The sequence below is a fragment of the Amorphoplanes digitatis genome (assembly GCF_014205335.1).
Lineage (GTDB): Bacteria > Actinomycetota > Actinomycetes > Mycobacteriales > Micromonosporaceae > Actinoplanes > Actinoplanes digitatus.
Genome location: NZ_JACHNH010000001.1, coordinates 5,231,379 through 5,247,547 on the forward strand (window position 1 = coordinate 5,231,379; position 16,169 = coordinate 5,247,547).

The following is a 16,169-nucleotide window of genomic DNA, read 5'->3' on the forward strand; positions in this document are numbered from 1 at the left end:
AGGAGGTTGTCATGAAGATCGTTTCCCTGCTGCTGGGCGTCGCACTGACGCTGACGGGCGCCGCCGGTTGCTCCGGCCAGGACGAGCCGGAGACCGGTCAGCCGGTGGACCGGCTCGCCGAGGCCCGGGCCGCCCTGCCCGACTCGGTCAAACAGGCCGGCGTACTGAAAGGCGGCACCGACCCGAGCTTCGAGCCGATGACCTTCATGAAGGGCTCCACCTTCTCCGGCCTGGACGCCAGCCTCGGCAATGCCATCGCCGAGCGGCTGGGGCTCAAGGTGGAGTGGCAGAACGTCGGCTTCGGCGACCTGCTCGACCAGGTCGAGGGCCATAAGGTCGACTTCTCGATGTCGTCGATGTTCGACCGCGCGGAGCGGCAGAAGAAGGCCGACTTCGTCAACTACCTCAACGCCGGCACGTCGATCGTGGTCCCCAAGGGCCAGGGCGACATCGGCGGCATGGCCGGGCTCTGCGGGCGCCGGGTCGCCGTTCAGCCGGACACCGTGTTCGTCGAGATGGCCGAGGCGCAGAAGCAGGACTGCGGCAAGAAGTCCCTGACCATCGTGCCGACGGCCGGCCCGTCCGCGGCCGTGCGCGACGGCAAGGCCGACGCGGCGCTCAACGACTTCCCCATCGCCGCGCTGGACGTCGAGAAGATGCCGACGCTCGAGCTCTCCGGTCCGCAGATCGAGGCCATCCCGTACGGCATCGGCGTGGCGAAGGACCGCCGGGAGCTCACCACCGCCATCCAGACGGCCCTGTACTCGCTGATCAACGACGGCACCTACGACCGGCTGCTGAACGAGTGGAAGGTCAAGGAGGGCGCCCTGCGCACCGGCGCCATCAACGGCGGGGCATGAGTCTTGAGCCTGCCTTGAGCCCAGCTTGAGGCAGGCTCCGACCGTATCCGTAACCGCGCCCGGCGCACCCCCCGATCACGGAGAACCGATGCCGCTGCCGTTCCCGCGCGCCTCCCGCGCGCTCGCCGTGGTGCTGCTGGTGATGCCGGCCCTGTCGGCCTCCACCGCGTACGCGCTCGCCGAGGAGCAGGAGCCGGAGCCCACGTACACCCTCACGGCGACGGTGAGCCCGGCGGCGATGACCGCGGCCGGCTGCGCCGCCGATCCGCTCTGCGTCGCGGCGCCCGCCCCGATCGCCGGCAACAACCACCCCGCGCTCAAGAAGGCGGTCGCGGCCGCCGCCGCGCTGGCGGTACCGGCCGAGGTCGGCGCGGACGGCGCCGTGCTGACCGCGGCGCGGCCGGCGACGGTCTTCCTGTCGCCCGGTGACTACACGCTCGGCGCCGGCCTGCGCCTGCCGCCGAACGTCGATCTGCGGGGCAGCGGCCTCACCGCCACCACCCTCTCGATGATCACGTCGAGCTGGCCCAGCTTCAGCTACAGCTTCCTCGTGCGCCCGCAGGACGACGCCGCGCCGTCGCCCGGCAGCACCAACCTCGTCTCCGACCTGACGGTGAACGGCAACTGCCGGGAGGGCGCCGGCGCACCGGAACCGGCCGACCTACCCGCGCGACCGGGCAAGGTCTGCGACTTCCGCGCCGGCGGCGCCGGCACCAACGTCGGCGGCGGCGTCAGCGTCGGCGACCGGTGGACGGTGCGCCAGGTTCGCTTCACCAACCTCGAGTACTTCAAGCTCTGGCTGCACAACGCCGAGGACGTGCACCTCGTCGACAACCGGTTCGACAACTGGGGCGGCGCCGAGTCCGGCGACGAGGACAACATCGGCGGCGGCGGCCGCCACGACGGCGCGGTGATCGAGTACAACCAGTTCGACCGGACGATCCGCGGCAACTCGATCGACATCACCAACGCGGTCCGCACCACCATCCGGGCCAACGCCGTCTTCGCCGACCGGGCCGTCGCCGTCGCGCGCAAGATCACGGGGTACGGCGACATGTACCTCGAGGGCGTGCCGGAGGCCACCGTCACCGGAAACTACCTGCGCGGCGGCCACATCGTCCTGCAGTCGAACGGCAAGTACTCGCACGCGGGCGCGAACAAGGACATCACCAACCCGCGCGGCTCGACAGTGAGCGGCAACCGCCTGTACGACTCGTTCGGCGCGGGCGTGACCGTGACCTACGACGACTACGCCGACGCCGACCGCACCTACGGCACCGTCGGCGACTGGGACACCCGCAGCACCGCGCCTGGCGACCACATCGTGCGCCCGGGCGGCGGCAACGTCGTCCGCGACAACGTCATCGTCCGCCCGGCCGAGTCCGGCATCCTCATCGCCGGAATGATGGACCGGGTCAAGGACCGCCCCGACACGATCACCGGCAACTCGATCGTCAACGCCGGCCACGGCGGCTCGACCGAGATGTCGACCGGCGGCGGCACGTTCGAGACCAGCGGCATCGGCGTCTCCATCGGCGACGGCGACCGGATCTACGGCAACAAGGTCGTCGACGACCGCACCCCGCACACCACCTGGTACGGCATCCAGCTCGGCGCCCGCAACGCCAACAGCACCGTCACGAACACCGTGCTCGCCGGCCCGGGCGCCAAGACCGGCGCCACCACCGCCGGCGTGATCGGCGTCCCCCTGCGCAAGGCCGCGGCCGCTGCCGCCGCCCCGGCGCCGCTCATCGTCAAGGACAGGGTCCTGACCTGGGCGGAGTCGTACCCGACCGGCAATGCGCCGATCGCCGGCTACCGGGTGTACCGGGCGGGCGCACTGGTCGCCGAGCTGCCGGTCGGCAGCGCGGCGATCCCGGCCAACCTGGTCGCCAAGGCCGACGCCGGGATGGAGACCACCGCCTCCGGCTGGACCGCGTTCTCCAACACGCGGGTGGCCCGCCGCAGCGGCGCCGGCGCGCTGGGCGCCGGCTCGTTGTCGTTGACCGCCGTCGCCGCGGGATCCGTCAACGCCGCCGGCCGGCTGATCCCGGTCAAGCCGGGCCGGACCTACACCGCCGTCGCCTCGTTCCGGGCCCTCGCGGGGCCGGGGCGGTGGTCCCGCGCCGGCATCGAGTACTACGACGCCGACAAGGTCCGGATCAACCGGCTCGCCGGCCACAACCCCGCCACGGTCGACCGCGCCGGCAACTGGATCACCAGCGGCTACACCAGCGCCGCGCCGGCGAAAGCCGCCTACGCCAAGGTGTTCGTGCAGGTCGACAAGGTGGCGGCCGGGAACGTGCACCTCGTCGACCGGCTCGGCCTGGTCGCCGGCACCGGCACGCAGCAGTGGGCCGACCCCGCGGGCCGGCCCGGGACCGCGTACCGGGTCATGGCCTACCGCCAGGGCGACGGCCAGCCGGGCTGGATGTCGAGCGTGACCGCGCCCTGACGGTGACCGCGGCGGTCAGGGCGAGCCGCAGGTGGGTGTCATCGGCGCGCTGGTCCCGGTGGCCTGGAAGCCGAACTCGGTGTACCCGCCGGCCGGGATCGACCCGTTGTAGGCGACGTTGGTGAACTGGACCGCGCCGCTGGTGGCGCTGCGGTCGGCGTTCCAGGCGTTGGTGATGGTGGCGCCCGCGGGCAGGGTCAGGCCGACCCGCCAGCCGTTGACCGCCGCCGCACCCGCGCTGACCCGCACCGTCGCCACGAACCCGCCGGTCCAGGCGTTGACCGACACCGCGGCGGTGCAGCCGGAGCCCGTCGGCGGGGAGGTGGGCGGCGTCGTGGGCGGGGTGGTCGGCGGCGTCGTGGGCGGGATGGTCGGCGGCGTTGTGGGCGGGGTGGTCGGCGGCGTGCTGGGCGGGCCGGAGCCGAGGACCGGGGTCTGCCAGTCCCGCCACTCGGCCAGGTTGCCGGCCGCCTTGCTCGAGATCCGGATCGCGCCGGCCGCGTTGCCCGTGCCCAGCAGGTACTTCTGGATGTGCTGCTGGAGCGGGGTACGCCACTCGGCCCGGTTGGCGCAGTGGTTGCCGTCCTGGATGTCGGACCAGTACGTGATGTTCGCGCCCGCGCCGAGCGCCTTGTAGACCTCCGCCCCGCCGAGGGCGGCCACGCTGGCGGACTTCGGACCCAGGTTGACGATGTGCGGGTTGTCCATGATGAACAGTCCCCGCGGCGCGACCATCGCCACCATCTCGTGCGTGTCGACGGGCAGCCTGGCCGGGCTGCCGGTGAAGGTGCCGAACGCGTCGCCGAGCCACGGCTGCTCGCCGTACGCGCTGCTCAGGCTCTGCGCGCCCTCGCCGGGAATGCCGCGGAAGATCGGCGCGCCCGCGCTGCCCGACTCGATCGGCATGGTCAGCGCGATGCGCTGGTCGAAGGCGCCGATGACGAAGGCGCCCTTGCCGAACCGGGAGCAGCCGGTGACGCCGGTCGCGTCCGCCCGCAGGATCGTGCCGTTCGACTGCTCGATGACGTCGATGATGCGGCTGACGCCCCAGGCCCAGGCCATCAGCAGCCCGGTCGTGCTGGACGAGCCGTAGACGCTGTAGAACGCGCCCTGCTTGTTGTTGCGCGGGGTGCCCTCCTTGCCGACCGCGTAGGGGTCGTAGTTGATGACGGCCGCACCGGCCGCCTTGATCGCGGCGGTGTCGGCGCCGAAGCCGCCGAGGACGACGACGGCCGGGAAGGGCCCGGAACCGCTGGGCAGCTCGACCTTGGCGGAGAAGGCGGCGCTGCGGCCCTGGTGCGTCACGTTCACGGTGATGGCGGTGCTGGAGACGGTTCCCGTGACGCTCGCCGGCTTCGCGGGCTTCTCGCCGTACACGAACTTCTCGGCCAGCTTCTTGATCTCCGCCCGGCGGCACTGCCACTCGGCGGTGGTGGTGATGCGCGCGCCGTCCAGCTTCTTGAAGGGGTCGGGAAGCTTGGCGTTGGTGGGCAGCGAGCCCGCGTCGGGCAGGCCGGGCACCGCGCAGCCGGCGCCCTCGTCCTCGACGCCGGACGCCGCCGCGGCGGCGGGTGCGGCCTTCGGTATCGACGTCGCCGCCGCCGTTATCGCGAGCGCCGTCACCGCCAGCGCGACGATCGTCGAACGGATCTTGAAGCGGCCCGATCTGGTGGTCACCGGGACCCTCCTTCCGTGGCTGTCGGAAGCGGTCAACGCCGGCCAACGGCCCGAAACTTTCGGGCGATGTGCCATGGAAGCGCTCCCATGATGGATGCGTCCAGTGTTGAGCAATGCATCGAACAATGTCAATCGCCAGGCCCTTCGTCGACGCTTCCTGACGGTCACCACCAGGTGGATTTCCGAGGCTCGACCCGCCGTCGCAAGACCTACAACCGGACTGACGCATCACCGAAAGTTGACGCTGCGCTTATGGAACTTCCGGAGCGTGCTGCTCGATACTGCCTGCCAGCCTCGAAACATGATCTTTCTTCTGGTGGTCGGGGCCGTGGCGGTCCTGGTCGCGACCTGCGCGGTGATCGTCGTCAGCCGCCGCAACGGATCCGGTTCGATGCCCGCCGACAGCGAGCCCGGCTTCATCGCGGGAAGCGGGCGGCTACGCCTGGATCCGTACAGCAAGCGGGACGACGGCACCGGCGGCACGTTCTGAGACCCCGGCCGGCACGCGGTCGACCGGCCCGTCGACCGCGGCCATGGCCAGCGCGATGCCGAAGTACATCAGCCAGAGATCGATGTCGGTGTAGCCGTAGAACGGCGTGATCACCAGGGCGACGACCGGGACAACGCTGAGCCATGTGCCGGGCGCGCTGACAACCCGGCCGGCGGCTCACGGTTCGTCTTCACGCCGCCGGCCGCCTGAAGGCACCCGGGTCAGCCGCCGCGGTGGTGCTTCTTCACGAACGTGTAGCCGGGCGCGAGTTCGGTGGCGACCTGCGCGTTCTCGACGGCCCGCTCGTGGAGCGTGAGCTGCTTCTCCGACGGCTGCGCGCCCGGCGGCAGCCTGCGGACGAAGCCGTTGACCCAGTGGTCGCGGCGGTCGGCGCCCTCGGCGCCCTCCGCCTCGTCCGGGTACGGCGCCGGCTCCACCAGCGGCGAGTAGAACAGCAGCTCGGCGGCCTTCTGGCCGGCGGCGGCGGGATAGCAGGGATAGCCCGCACCGTCGACGCTGCCCGGCACCCGGGTCAGGTAGCCCTCGCGGATCAACTGGTCGACGGCGTTGCGGAGCAGGAACGACCCGCGGGCACCCCGGCCGAGCCCGCAGCTCGCGGCGAGCCCCGACTCGGCGAACACGGCGCTGCCGTCGGAGTAGACCCGGCCCAGCCGGCGCACCGCGTGCAGCACCTGCCCCCGGTTCGAGCCGCCCGCGGCGAACTCGCGGGTGACCACCCTCGGGTCGTACTCGTGGAAGTAGTCGACGCCGTCGACCCGCATCGGCTCCTCGAGGGCGGCGGTGCGCACCATGACCTCGTCCTTGGCGGCCTGCCAGGAGACCGTGACGAGCACGCCGGGCCGCAGGTCCGGCGGCCAGGCGATGTCGACGAACTGCCACTCGACGTCCTGCCGCAGCGAGGTCTCGAAGACCCGGGTCGCGGGCGCGCCGCCGTGCACCCGGTGCTCGATCACGAGCCGAATGTGCTCCCGCTCACGCAGGGTGTCGACGCACTCCTCCGGCACGGCGCAGACGCCGCCGTCGAGATCCGCCTGCCAGAGGGCGAACCGACGGGTCACCTTCACCATGATCAACCTCCGTGTACCCGAGCGCACCGAAGATACCCCGCCGGCCCGGCGGGCGGCCGGATACCTGTGCCGCCGGTCACGGGCGGCCCGGATCCGGAATCCCGCGCGACGGCCGCAGGTTCGCGCTGACATGACGACAATCGGACTCATCGGCAGCGGAAACATCGGCTCGACCGTGGCGCGGCTGGCGGTCGCCGCGGGCTACGACGTCGTGCTCAGCAACTCCCGCGGCCCGGAAACCCTGCGTGACCTGGTCGCCGAGCTCGGCCCGCGAGCACGCGCCGGCACACCGGAGCAGGCCGCGACGGACGGCGACATCGCCGTCGTCACGGTCCCGTTGAAGGCTTACCGTGCCGTACCGGCCGACGCCCTCAAGGGAAAGGTGGTCATCGACACCAACAACTACTACCCCGAGCGCGACGGTGTCATCACCGAGCTCGAGGAAGGCGCGGCCACCACCGGCGAACTGCTCCAGCGCCACCTCGCCGACGCCCACGTGGTCAAGGGCTTCAACAACATCTACTTCAAGCACCTCGCGACGCTGAACCGCCCGGCCGGCGCGGCGGACCGCACCGCGCTGCCGATCGCGGGCGACGACGCCGACGCCAAGCGCACCGTCACCGAGTTCCTCGACCGCATCGGTTACGACACCGTCGACGTCGGACCGCTCGCCGAGAACTGGCGCACCCAGCGGGACACGCCGGTCTACGTCACCCCGTACGGCGCCTTCACCGATCCGGTGGGCACACCCGCCGGCGCCCGAGCGGTACAGGAGGCGGTCGCCGCGGCCACACCGAACGCGGGCTGAGCGCCGGCCGGTGCGGGCGGGGCGCAATTGGGTGGCCCCGCCCGCGCCGGGCGGGCGAGCATTGTCGCCATGAGGGAACGGGCCTGGACGCCGCTTCAGGGCGGGCTGCCGCCGGCGGGGGCGGTGACCGGCGCCGTCGTGGAGATAGCCTGCGACGAGTCCGGGTTCTCGGGCACCAACCTGCTCGATCCGGCCACCCCGGTGATCACGCACGCGAGCGTCGACCTGAGCGTGGCCGAGGCGGTCGCCCTAATCGCGGCGCTGCGCTCCGGTTTCCGGTACTCGCCCAGCGAGTTCAAGTCCGGCCGGTTCCTGCGCGGCCCGGACGCGGCCGACGCGCTGGAGTGGTTCCTGGCCGAGCTGACCGGCCGGGCGCACGTCCACGTCGTCGACAAGGAGTACTACCTCGTCACCCGCATCGTCGACCTGTTCCTGGCCGAGCCGTCCTACGCGGCCGGCACCCGCCTGACCCAGGACCACCGCCCGGCCGCCCTCAGCCTGTACCGGGCCGGGCGCGCGGCCGGACCCGACTGGGCGGCGTTCCTCGCCGCCTTCGTCGAACTGGTCCGGATCAAGCGGCGGCACCGCCCAGACCACCGGATCTTCGAGCGGTTCTTCCAGGCCCGCGACGCGCTGGTACGCGGCGGGCTCGGCGCACCGGCCGGCGGCGTCCTCGACGGGCTCAGCCGCACCCGCGTGTGGGCCGTGCTGACCCGGCTGAGCGACGACGACCGGTCGATACCGCCACCGCTGGAGCCGATGCTGCCGGCGCTCGCCGAGACCGTCCTGTTCTGGAGCGGCGGTCACCGCCGGGTGCTGGTGATCCACGACGAGCAGAGCGCCCTGACCGCCGGCCGGCTGACCCGCCTTCAGCAGGCGCTGTCCGACGGCGCCGGCCCGTCGCCGCTGGCCGGCCTCGTGACGGTCGACTCCCGCGACGACCCGCGGGTGCAGATCGCCGACCTCCTCGCCGGCATGGCCCGCCGCCTACCGCCGGCCGCCGCCGACGGCCCGCTCCGGCCGTTCCTCTCACCCACCTCGCTGCGTGATCCCGAGCGATGACTTCTACGCTGCTGGCGGAACCGGCGGCCGGCGGGTATCGGCGGCGCGCCGGCGGTGGGTACCGTGACCGCATGTCGGACATCGCGCGCATCGGTCCCGGCGGGAGGCCACGGCCCCGGCCGCTGCTGCGCACGTTCGTCGGCGAGGTGTTGCGCCGGCACCGGCTGGAGCAGCGCCGCACGCTGGCCGAGGTCGCCCGGGAGGCGTGCGTCTCGGTCCAATATCTCTCCGAGGTCGAGCGCGGCCTCAAGGAGCCGAGCTCCGAGATCCTGGCCGCCGTCTGCGACTCGCTGCGGATCGAGCTGTCCGACCTGCTCGCCGAGGTGGGGCGCGATCTCACCATGGACCGCGCCCCCGTGTTCATCCGGCTCGGGAGCTCCGCGCCGCGCCAGCACCGCGCGGCGGGGCCGCAGCAGCACGGCGGCGGCGCCGTCATGCTGCTGGCCGCCTGATCAGCCGGCCTCGGCCAGGCGGAACGGGCGTGCCGGGCGGGCGGTGATCACCTGGTCGGCGAGGCCGTATTCCACCGCCTGCTCCGCGGACAGCGTCATGCTCCGGTCGGTGTCAGCCCGGATCCTGGCGGCCGTCTGGCCGGTGTGCTCGGCGAGGATCTGATCCATCTCGGCGCGGACCTTCGCCACCTCCTTCGCCTCGACCGCCAGGTCCGGCAGCGTCCCGCGGGCCTGGCTCGACGGCTGGTGCAGCGTCACCTTGGCGTGCCGCAGCACCGAGCGCCTGCCGGGTGTGCCCGCCGCGAGCAGGGCCGCCGCCGCGGACGCCGCCTGCCCGACGCAGATGGTGGCGATGTCGCACCGTACGAAATGCATGGTGTCGTAGATCGCGGTCAGCGCGCTGAAGGAGCCGCCCGGTGAGTTGATGTAGAGCCCGATCTCGCCGTCTCCCGCGGACTCCAGGTGGATCAGCTGGGCGATCACCACGTTGGCGACGCCGTCGTCGATCTCGGTGCCGAGAAAGATGATCCGGTCGGAGAGCAGCCGCGAGTAGATGTCGAACGCCCGCTCCCCATTGGGCGTCTTCTCGACAACCGTCGGGATCGTGTACTGGCTCATGCGCCCAGTCCCATCCGCTGGCGGCCCATGGTGGGGCGCACGTCGTCCACGCGGTCGAGGATGTGGTCGATCAGCCCGTATTCGAGCGCCTCCTCCGCGGTGAACCAGCGGTCGCGGCGGCTGTCGCGCTCCACCGTCTCGATCGGTTGCCCGGTGTGCTCCGCGGTCAGCCGCAGCAGCGTCGCGCCGACCCGCTCGAGCTGGTCGGCGTAGATCTCGACGTCCGCCGCCGTGCCGCCGAAGCCGGCCGAGCCCTGGTGCATCAGGATCTGCGCGTGCGGCAGGCTGAACCGCTTGCCCGGCGTGCCGGCGGTGAGCAGGAACTGCCCCATGCTGCCGGCCAGCCCCATCGCCAGCGTGCTCACGTCGTTGGGGATCAGCCGCATCGTGTCGTAGATGGCGAGGCCGGCGCTGACCGAGCCGCCCGGCGAGTTGATGTAGAGGCTGATCATTCCGTACGGATCCTCCGCCGACAGCAGGAGCAGCTGACCGCAGAGCCGGTTCGCGACCGGATCGTCGACCTCCGTCCCGAGCACGATGATGCGCTGATGCAGCAGCCGGGTGGCCAGCTGGTCGTCGATCGAGCCGGCGTTGCCCTGCGTCATCCCGGTGGCAAGTTGCATGACTTTCTCCTCGTACTCGGAAGGCGACCACTCGATCCACAATGGGACCGCCGCGGGCCGCGCACCAAGCCGATCTGCTGTCAGCAGACGAACCGGTCCTCGTACGTCCGGGAGGCCAGCGCGCGGTCGGACACGCCGAACTCGAGCAGGACCTCGTCCGGGCCGGAGCCGGCCGGCGCGTCCGCGAGGAACTCGCGCCACCGCTCGAGATCCGTCTTCCACGACACCATGAAGTTCTGGCAGAGCCAGTGGGTGATGTCCGCGCTGCGGCCGCGCGCCTTCTCCAGCGAGCGGCGCACCCGGTCGTGCTCGGCCGAGCCACCCAGCCGCGCGATGATCAGGTCGATGAACGCGCGGCGCCGGAACAGCGCGTCACCCCAGTACGCGTGCCGCGCCGTGTCGATGTTCCGCTCGTAGTCGAGCAGCCAGTACAGCCCCTCGGCCAGGGTGTCGCCGAGCTCCTCGGCCGCGGCCCGCGCCGGGTTGGCGAACGGATCGTAGGCGCGCTGGCGCATCACGCCGGCCCGCGCCGCCTGGAACGGCACGCCGTCGCCGAGCAGGAAGAGCCAGTCCTCGTTGTAGATGTTCGGGTAGAACGACGTCGTCCGGACGGCGTCGACGATCATCGCGCCGCCGCCGATGAAGGTGTCCTGCGGCCCGCCGATCTTGCGGTACGCGTGACAGACGACCGAGTTGTCCGCGTACCCGTGATTGGCCAGCCCGACGGCCCGGTACCGGTCGACGAGACCGGCCGCCCGGTGCAGCTGCGGCGGGTCGTCGACATGGATGTCGTCGTCGAGGAACAGCACCCGCCGCCAGCCCGAGCCGCGCGCCAGGACCAGCCCGAGGTTGCGTTTCAGGCTCAGGTCGCTGACGCTGCCGAAGCCCTCCCCGCGCAGCAGCCGGTCGGTGGCGAACGACGGCAGCAGCCGGGCGAGCGAGTCGTCGACGTCCACCGCCAGCAGGGCGGCCTCCTCGTGGTCGGCGAGCTTGCGCGCCTGCTCGGCCGAGGCGGCCCGGCTGCACAGCGCGACCACGGGACAGTCGATCCGCTTGCCGACCCGCATGACATGCCGCAGGGCGTCGACCGGCCAGGCGGTCGGCACGATGATCGCGTCCAGTCTCGCGGTCGCCGCGCGGTCCGGCAGGTCCTCGTCCCGCAGCAGGTGCGCGTGTGATCCGTGATGGAGTTCCCTGGCGTCCAGGACCGTCGTCCGGTCCGGCACGCCTACGCCTCCGGCCAGGCGTGCAGGACGGTGTCCGGCGCCGTCCAGTCCGGGGTCACCGCCACCCCGTTCAACACCTGCACGCGGAAGAGCAGGCTGAAGGAGTCACCGGCGAACCTCTGCGCCAGGTACTCGGCGTTCTTCTCCCGGAAGACGTCGTGGGTGAGCGTGCGCACCGCTCCGTAAACTCCGCTGCCATACATTCCGTTGCATACGGTCAGGGTCCTCTCCCGGTTCATCGGATTGAGCGCCCGGAAGAACTGGCCCACGTCCTGTACCAGGACCCGGCCGCCGCCACGATCCTCGAACTCGGGGGCGAACGACAGGTCCTCTCCCCGGTCAACGACCCGGAAACACCCGCGACTCGGATCGTCGTCGTCGGAGTGCTGCGTCACCGGGACGGGGGTCAGCCGCATGGCGTCTTGCGTCGCCTCGTTCCAGTCGATACCGCCGACCAGCACCAGGTGTGCCGTCCAGTCGTCCTCCTGCATGTCCCGCGCACTGACGTAGCGGACGTCGAGGTCGGGGTTGACCGCCCGGAGATGGCCGTAGAGCTCCATCAGGGAGTCGAGGTCGGCGAGGCGGGACAGCTTCGAGCGGTCCGGGTCGAGGCTGGCCGACGGCGCCTCGTTGCCCGGATCGGCCACGACGATCACGACCGGGCCCACCTTGTAGTGCCACGGTCCACGACCGACGATGCTCCGCGGCGACGGCGCCGGTACGTCCGGCGGCGCCTCGGGGAGGGCGAGTGCGGCCTCGCGCAGCGCGAACAGCTCGTCGCGGAGCACGGCCCTCGCCTCGATCTCGTCGGCCGTCAGGTCCTGCTCGCCGATCAGCCGGTAGGGCCGCGCCTCGATCGATCGCCGGGTGCAGAAGAACGTGAGGATGGCGTTGAGACGGTCCTCCGGCGGCAGCGTCACGATCGAGGTGCGCTCCCACGACGAGACCAATTGGACGCTCGCCTTCTTGCGCCCGCTCAGCGCCTCGGCCAGCTCCGCCTGGGTGATCGAGATGTCCGGCCACCGGGACTTGCGCAGCTTGCGCAGTCGCACGGCCAGGGCGCGGCCGGGATCGCCCACAGTGGCCACCTGGGCACCTCCAGAAAAGTTCACTGTACTACGGCTGAACAGGCAATCAGCACAGTGAACAGGCATGGTCCACTCTCCATCGTTGTTGCGATGAAGAATTCCAGTAACTTACAGTATCGATACAGGTACTACAGGTAGATCCTGGGGAGGCCTCGATGGGTCAGCCGCCGCGGCCCGGCAGACGGTTGCCGCGCGCCCCTCCAGGACAGCAGAGCGCCCCGGCCGTTGCCCCGGCCAGGGCGCCGCTGGTTCTGGGCGGTCCCGCTGACAGTTGACGCAGAAAGGCCCACCCGTGAAAACCATAATCCCCGAAGCGATCGTGGCAATCCCTCCGTACGCCGAGAGCGGATACTCGCACGACCTGACCGCCGTCATCGTCGCGGCGACGGCGCTGGCCGCCATCCTCAGCGTCACCTGGCTGGTCATCAGCGCCACCTACGTGATCGTCCGGACGTTCACCGAGACGGCCCGCGTGCCGACGGCCGTCGCCGGTTACGTCACGACGGCGATCGTGGCGACGGTGGTGATCATCGGCGCGCTGAACCGCTGACGACCGCACGGCGTGGCGGGACCGGACACCCGCCGCCTTCCGTGAACATGTGCTCGACGACAGCGCCTGGAGCCGCGAGCTGGATAGGGACGACGTTGACCTGGATCGTGACCGGCGGGGCCGGGTTCATCGGCGCGCACGTCGTCCACCTGCTGAGCCGACGGCACGAGGTGGTGGTCTTCGACAACCTCTCCACCGGCCGCCTCGACCGCCTGCCCGGCCACGTCGCCGTGGTCAAGGGCTCGGTGACCAGCCCGGACGACCTCGACACGCTGTTCGGGCGGTACCCGGCCGCCGGCGTCGTCCACCTCGCCGCGTGCAAGACGGCGCCGGAGTTCCCGCGCGACGCCCGGCACTACTGGCCCGACAACGTCGACGGCGTCCGCAACCTCGTCGCGGCGATGACCCGGGCCGGCGTCGGGCGGCTGCTGTTCGCCTCGTCCGCGGCGGTGTACGGCGACACCGGCCGGCGCCGGGTCCGGGAGCGGCACCGGCTCAGGCCGGTGAACCCGTACGGCGTCACCAAGGTCGAGGGCGAGCGGATCATCTCGGCGTACGGCGGCGCGCTGCGGTCGCTGGCGCTGCGGCAGTTCAACGTCGTCGGCGCCGGCTCACACCCGTACGCGGCGGACACCGGGCCGACCGGGCTGCTCCCGGCGGTCTTCCGCGCGCTGACCGACGGGCCGGAACTGGTGGTGCGGGGCCACGACTACCCGACCCGCGACGGCAGCGCGGTCCGCGACTACGTACACGTCGAGGACGTCGCCCGGGCCTACCTGCGCGGCGTCGAGCTCCTGTCGGACCCGCGACCGTGGTCGCCGCGGCGGCGCCGCGCCGTGAACGTGGGCAGCGGCGAGCGGACCTCCGTCCTCGACCTCGTCCGGATCGCCGGCCGGGTGGCCGGCGCCGAGGTGCCGTTCCGCTCCGGCGCCCGCCGCGCCGGCGACGCCGCGGAGGTGGTCGCCGACCTGGGCCGCGCCCGGCGGATGAGCATCGGACCGCGCAGCTCGCTGACCGAGGCGGTCGCCTCGGCCTGGGAGTCCTGGCGGAGGCACCGCTAGCTCAGAGGACGTCGGGAATCCGTACCTCGATCGTGGTCCCCTCGTCGCGCCGGGAGCGGACCCGGAGCTCGCCGCCCAGCAGGCGCACCCGCTCGGCCATGCCGCGCAGGCCGCGCGGAGCGCCGCCGGGGTGCACCCGGCACGACTCCCCCGCCGCCGGCTCGAAGCCGCGCCCGTCGTCGGTGACGGTCAGCAGGGCCGTGCGCCCGTGCCGGCCCAGCCGGACCACGGCGCGGCTGGCGTCCGCGTGCCGGACGATGTTGTGGATCGCCTCCTGCGCCACCCGGAACAGCGAGGTGGTGACGTGGTCCGGCAGCGACAGGTCCTGCGCGTCGACCCGGATCGGCAGGTTGGGCACGTTGCGGGCCAGGCTGGCCAGGCCCGCCGGCAGGCCGAGGTCGTCGAGGATCGGGCTGCTGAGCCCGGTGATGGCGCTGCGGGTCTCGCCGAAGGCGAGATCGGCCAGCGACGCCGCCGCGTCGACCTGCCTCGCGACGTCGCCGATGTCGCCGTCGCGCAGGGCCGTCCTCGCGGCCGACAGGCGGAAGCTGAGGCTGGCGATGGCCTGCGTGACCCCGTCGTGGAGATCACCGGCGATCCGGCGGCGCTCGGCCTCCTGGAGGAACACCGTGTCCGCGACCGCTCGGTCACGCAGGTTCCGGTACCCGTCGACGGCCTCGGCCAGCGCGGACAGGTGTACCCGCAGCGCGACGAGGTCCGCCACCGCCTGCGCCGTGTCGACCTCGTCGGCGCCGAACGCGCGCCGCCGCCTGCTGAACACCGCCAGGACGGCCACGCATCCGCCGTCCGGCACCCGGGCGGGCACGCACAGTCGCGACACCGGGTCGCCGGCGCCGAGCCCCAGCAGCTCCCGGTGGCGCGGGTTGCGCGGCTGGTCGTCGACCAGGACGACCGGGATCCCGTCGGCGGCCACCCGCCCGGTCACCCCGAAGCCGCGCGGAAGCCGAAGCCCGGGCTCGCCGGGCGCGGGGTGGCCGGCGCCGAGCACCAGGTCGCCGTCGTCGTCCACGAGGAACACCAGGCATCCGTCGGCCGCCAGCGCCCCGGTCAGCGCGCCGGCCACCCGGTCGAGCACCGCCGGCAGCGACGGCTCGCGGGTCACCCAGCCGCGAACGCGGTCGAGAAGATCCGTCATGAGCTGCTCATCGGAAGAGGCATTCGCGCAGCGCGACGGCGACGGCCGAGCCGCGGTCGTTGACCTCGAGCTTGCGGTACAGGCCGCGGAGGTGCGTCTTGACGGTGTCGTCGCTGACCACCAGGCGCGCCGCGATGGCCTTGTTGGACAGGCCGCCGACGAGCAGCGCCAGTACCTCGCTCTCGCGCTGGGTCAGGCCCAGCCGGGCGCCGGGCCAGAACTCGCCGTGGCGCAGGTGCGCGGCGGCCGTCGCCACCCGCCCGGCCAGTCCGGGGTCGATGACGATGTCGCCGAGCTGAACGTTCTCGAGGTGACGCAGCAGCTCGTGGCCGTCGATCCGCTTGAGCAGGTAGCCCGAGGCGCCGGCGCGCAGCGCCTGGTAAAGGTGCTGCTCGTCGTCGTAGACGGTGAGGAAGACGACCCGGGTGGCCGGCTCCGCGGCCCGCATCGCGCGGCACACGTCCAGGCCGCTGTCGCGGCGCAGCCGGATGTCGCAGAGCACCACGTCGGGCCGGTGCGCGGTGACGGCCCGAACCGCCCCGGCCTCGTCGCCGGCCGAGCCGACCACCTCGACCTCGCCCGGGAACCGGGCCAGCATGGCCCGCAGCCCCTGCAACACCATCTCGTGGTCGTCGACGAGCAGCACCCGGATCGGCGTCCGGTCGGGCGGGTGCGGGCTGCTCATGATGGACTCCTCCAGCAAGCCGTTCCCCGCCGTGTACCGCGGTGTGTCCCCGGTGGGAAGGCGGCGTCGCACCGCGTGAACGGTCGGTGATGAGGTCGAATACGGGCTCGGGCCCGGCGCGTGCGGCAGCCGCACGGTCAGCCGCGGCGGGGCGTGGTCCAGCCGCGGCCGCAACCACGTCCGGTCCCGCCGGTTGGTCACCAGCGCCGGACGCCGTTGCCTCGATGCCGGTCCGATGCCCGGGCGGCTGGCCCGGTCATTGGTCGGCAT

General features: G+C 72.2%; 16 protein-coding genes. 8 read left to right on the forward strand and 8 right to left on the reverse strand.

Annotated elements, in window-relative coordinates; all coding sequences use genetic code 11:
* Positions 1-11: 11 nt before the first annotated feature.
* Together BJ971_RS22780 and BJ971_RS22785 are read left to right on the forward strand one after the other, a co-directional pair.
* On the forward strand, positions 12-860 hold the full coding sequence (locus BJ971_RS22780; RefSeq protein WP_184995263.1) for an ABC transporter substrate-binding protein: 849 nt from the start codon (positions 12-14) through the stop codon (positions 858-860).
* An 88-nt stretch (positions 861-948) separates the two neighbouring features.
* Positions 949-3,315 carry a right-handed parallel beta-helix repeat-containing protein gene (locus tag BJ971_RS22785; protein ID WP_184995264.1) on the forward strand — a complete coding sequence of 789 codons (2,367 nt, stop codon included), beginning with the start codon at positions 949-951 and terminating at the stop codon, positions 3,313-3,315.
* A 15-nt stretch (positions 3,316-3,330) separates the two neighbouring features.
* Here the strand turns inward: BJ971_RS22785 and BJ971_RS22790 are convergent, their stop codons facing one another.
* On the reverse strand, positions 3,331-4,992 hold the full coding sequence (locus tag BJ971_RS22790) for a glucuronyl esterase domain-containing protein (protein ID WP_184995265.1): 1,662 nt from the start codon (positions 4,990-4,992) through the stop codon (positions 3,331-3,333).
* A 301-nt stretch (positions 4,993-5,293) separates the two neighbouring features.
* On the opposite strand from BJ971_RS22790, the gene BJ971_RS22795 reads away from it, so the two are divergent.
* Positions 5,294-5,482 carry a hypothetical protein gene (locus BJ971_RS22795; RefSeq protein ID WP_184995266.1) on the forward strand — a complete coding sequence of 63 codons (189 nt, stop codon included), beginning with the start codon at positions 5,294-5,296 and terminating at the stop codon, positions 5,480-5,482.
* 221 nt (positions 5,483-5,703) lie between these two features.
* Here BJ971_RS22795 and BJ971_RS22800 read toward each other — a convergent pair whose 3' ends face one another.
* Entirely contained in the window at positions 5,704-6,570 is an 867-nt protein-coding gene (locus BJ971_RS22800) for a hypothetical protein (RefSeq protein ID WP_184995267.1), read from the reverse strand.
* On the opposite strand from BJ971_RS22800, the gene BJ971_RS22805 reads away from it, so the two are divergent.
* The 3 genes from BJ971_RS22805 to BJ971_RS22815 all read left to right on the forward strand — a co-directional run bounded on the left by BJ971_RS22805 (position 6,569) and on the right by BJ971_RS22815 (position 8,892).
* A complete protein-coding gene (locus BJ971_RS22805) occupies positions 6,569-7,378 on the forward strand; it encodes an NADPH-dependent F420 reductase (protein ID WP_184995268.1) in 810 nt (269 codons plus the stop codon). The genes BJ971_RS22800 and BJ971_RS22805 overlap by 2 nt on opposite strands.
* 69 nt (positions 7,379-7,447) lie before the next feature.
* Entirely contained in the window at positions 7,448-8,440 is a 993-nt protein-coding gene (locus BJ971_RS22810) for a hypothetical protein (protein WP_184995269.1), read from the forward strand.
* Positions 8,441-8,511: 71 nt separating this feature from the next.
* On the forward strand, positions 8,512-8,892 hold the full coding sequence (locus BJ971_RS22815; RefSeq protein ID WP_184995270.1) for a helix-turn-helix domain-containing protein: 381 nt from the start codon (positions 8,512-8,514) through the stop codon (positions 8,890-8,892).
* On the opposite strand, the gene BJ971_RS22820 is transcribed toward BJ971_RS22815, so the two are convergent.
* The 4 genes from BJ971_RS22820 to BJ971_RS22835 all read right to left on the reverse strand — a co-directional run bounded on the left by BJ971_RS22820 (position 8,893) and on the right by BJ971_RS22835 (position 12,447).
* On the reverse strand, positions 8,893-9,510 hold the full coding sequence (locus BJ971_RS22820) for a ClpP family protease (RefSeq protein ID WP_184995271.1): 618 nt from the start codon (positions 9,508-9,510) through the stop codon (positions 8,893-8,895).
* Positions 9,507-10,133, reverse strand: a complete 627-nt coding sequence (locus BJ971_RS22825) for a ClpP family protease (RefSeq protein ID WP_184995272.1) — start codon at positions 10,131-10,133, stop codon at positions 9,507-9,509. Before BJ971_RS22825 ends, BJ971_RS22820 begins: the two co-directional genes overlap by 4 nt.
* Before the next feature lie 80 nt (positions 10,134-10,213).
* A complete protein-coding gene (locus BJ971_RS22830) occupies positions 10,214-11,359 on the reverse strand; it encodes a hypothetical protein (protein WP_184995273.1) in 1,146 nt (381 codons plus the stop codon).
* Positions 11,360-11,361: 2 nt separating this feature from the next.
* Positions 11,362-12,447 carry a helix-turn-helix domain-containing protein gene (locus BJ971_RS22835; RefSeq protein WP_239087424.1) on the reverse strand — a complete coding sequence of 362 codons (1,086 nt, stop codon included), beginning with the start codon at positions 12,445-12,447 and terminating at the stop codon, positions 11,362-11,364.
* A gap of 319 nt (positions 12,448-12,766) precedes the next feature.
* Between BJ971_RS22835 and BJ971_RS22840 the strand changes: the two genes are divergently transcribed.
* Together BJ971_RS22840 and BJ971_RS22845 are read left to right on the forward strand one after the other, a co-directional pair.
* Positions 12,767-12,997 (forward strand): hypothetical protein, encoded by a 231-nt coding sequence (locus tag BJ971_RS22840; protein ID WP_184995274.1) that lies wholly within the window; start codon positions 12,767-12,769, stop codon positions 12,995-12,997.
* Between the two features lie 95 nt (positions 12,998-13,092).
* On the forward strand, positions 13,093-14,058 hold the full coding sequence (locus BJ971_RS22845) for an NAD-dependent epimerase/dehydratase family protein (RefSeq protein ID WP_184995275.1): 966 nt from the start codon (positions 13,093-13,095) through the stop codon (positions 14,056-14,058).
* Between the two features lies 1 nt (position 14,059).
* On the opposite strand, the gene BJ971_RS22850 is transcribed toward BJ971_RS22845, so the two are convergent.
* Both BJ971_RS22850 and BJ971_RS22855 read right to left on the reverse strand, forming a co-directional pair.
* Positions 14,060-15,214, reverse strand: a complete 1,155-nt coding sequence (locus BJ971_RS22850; RefSeq protein WP_184995276.1) for a GAF domain-containing sensor histidine kinase — start codon at positions 15,212-15,214, stop codon at positions 14,060-14,062.
* A 7-nt stretch (positions 15,215-15,221) separates the two neighbouring features.
* On the reverse strand, positions 15,222-15,899 hold the full coding sequence (locus tag BJ971_RS22855) for a response regulator (RefSeq protein ID WP_184995277.1): 678 nt from the start codon (positions 15,897-15,899) through the stop codon (positions 15,222-15,224).
* Positions 15,900-16,169 lie beyond the last annotated feature (270 nt).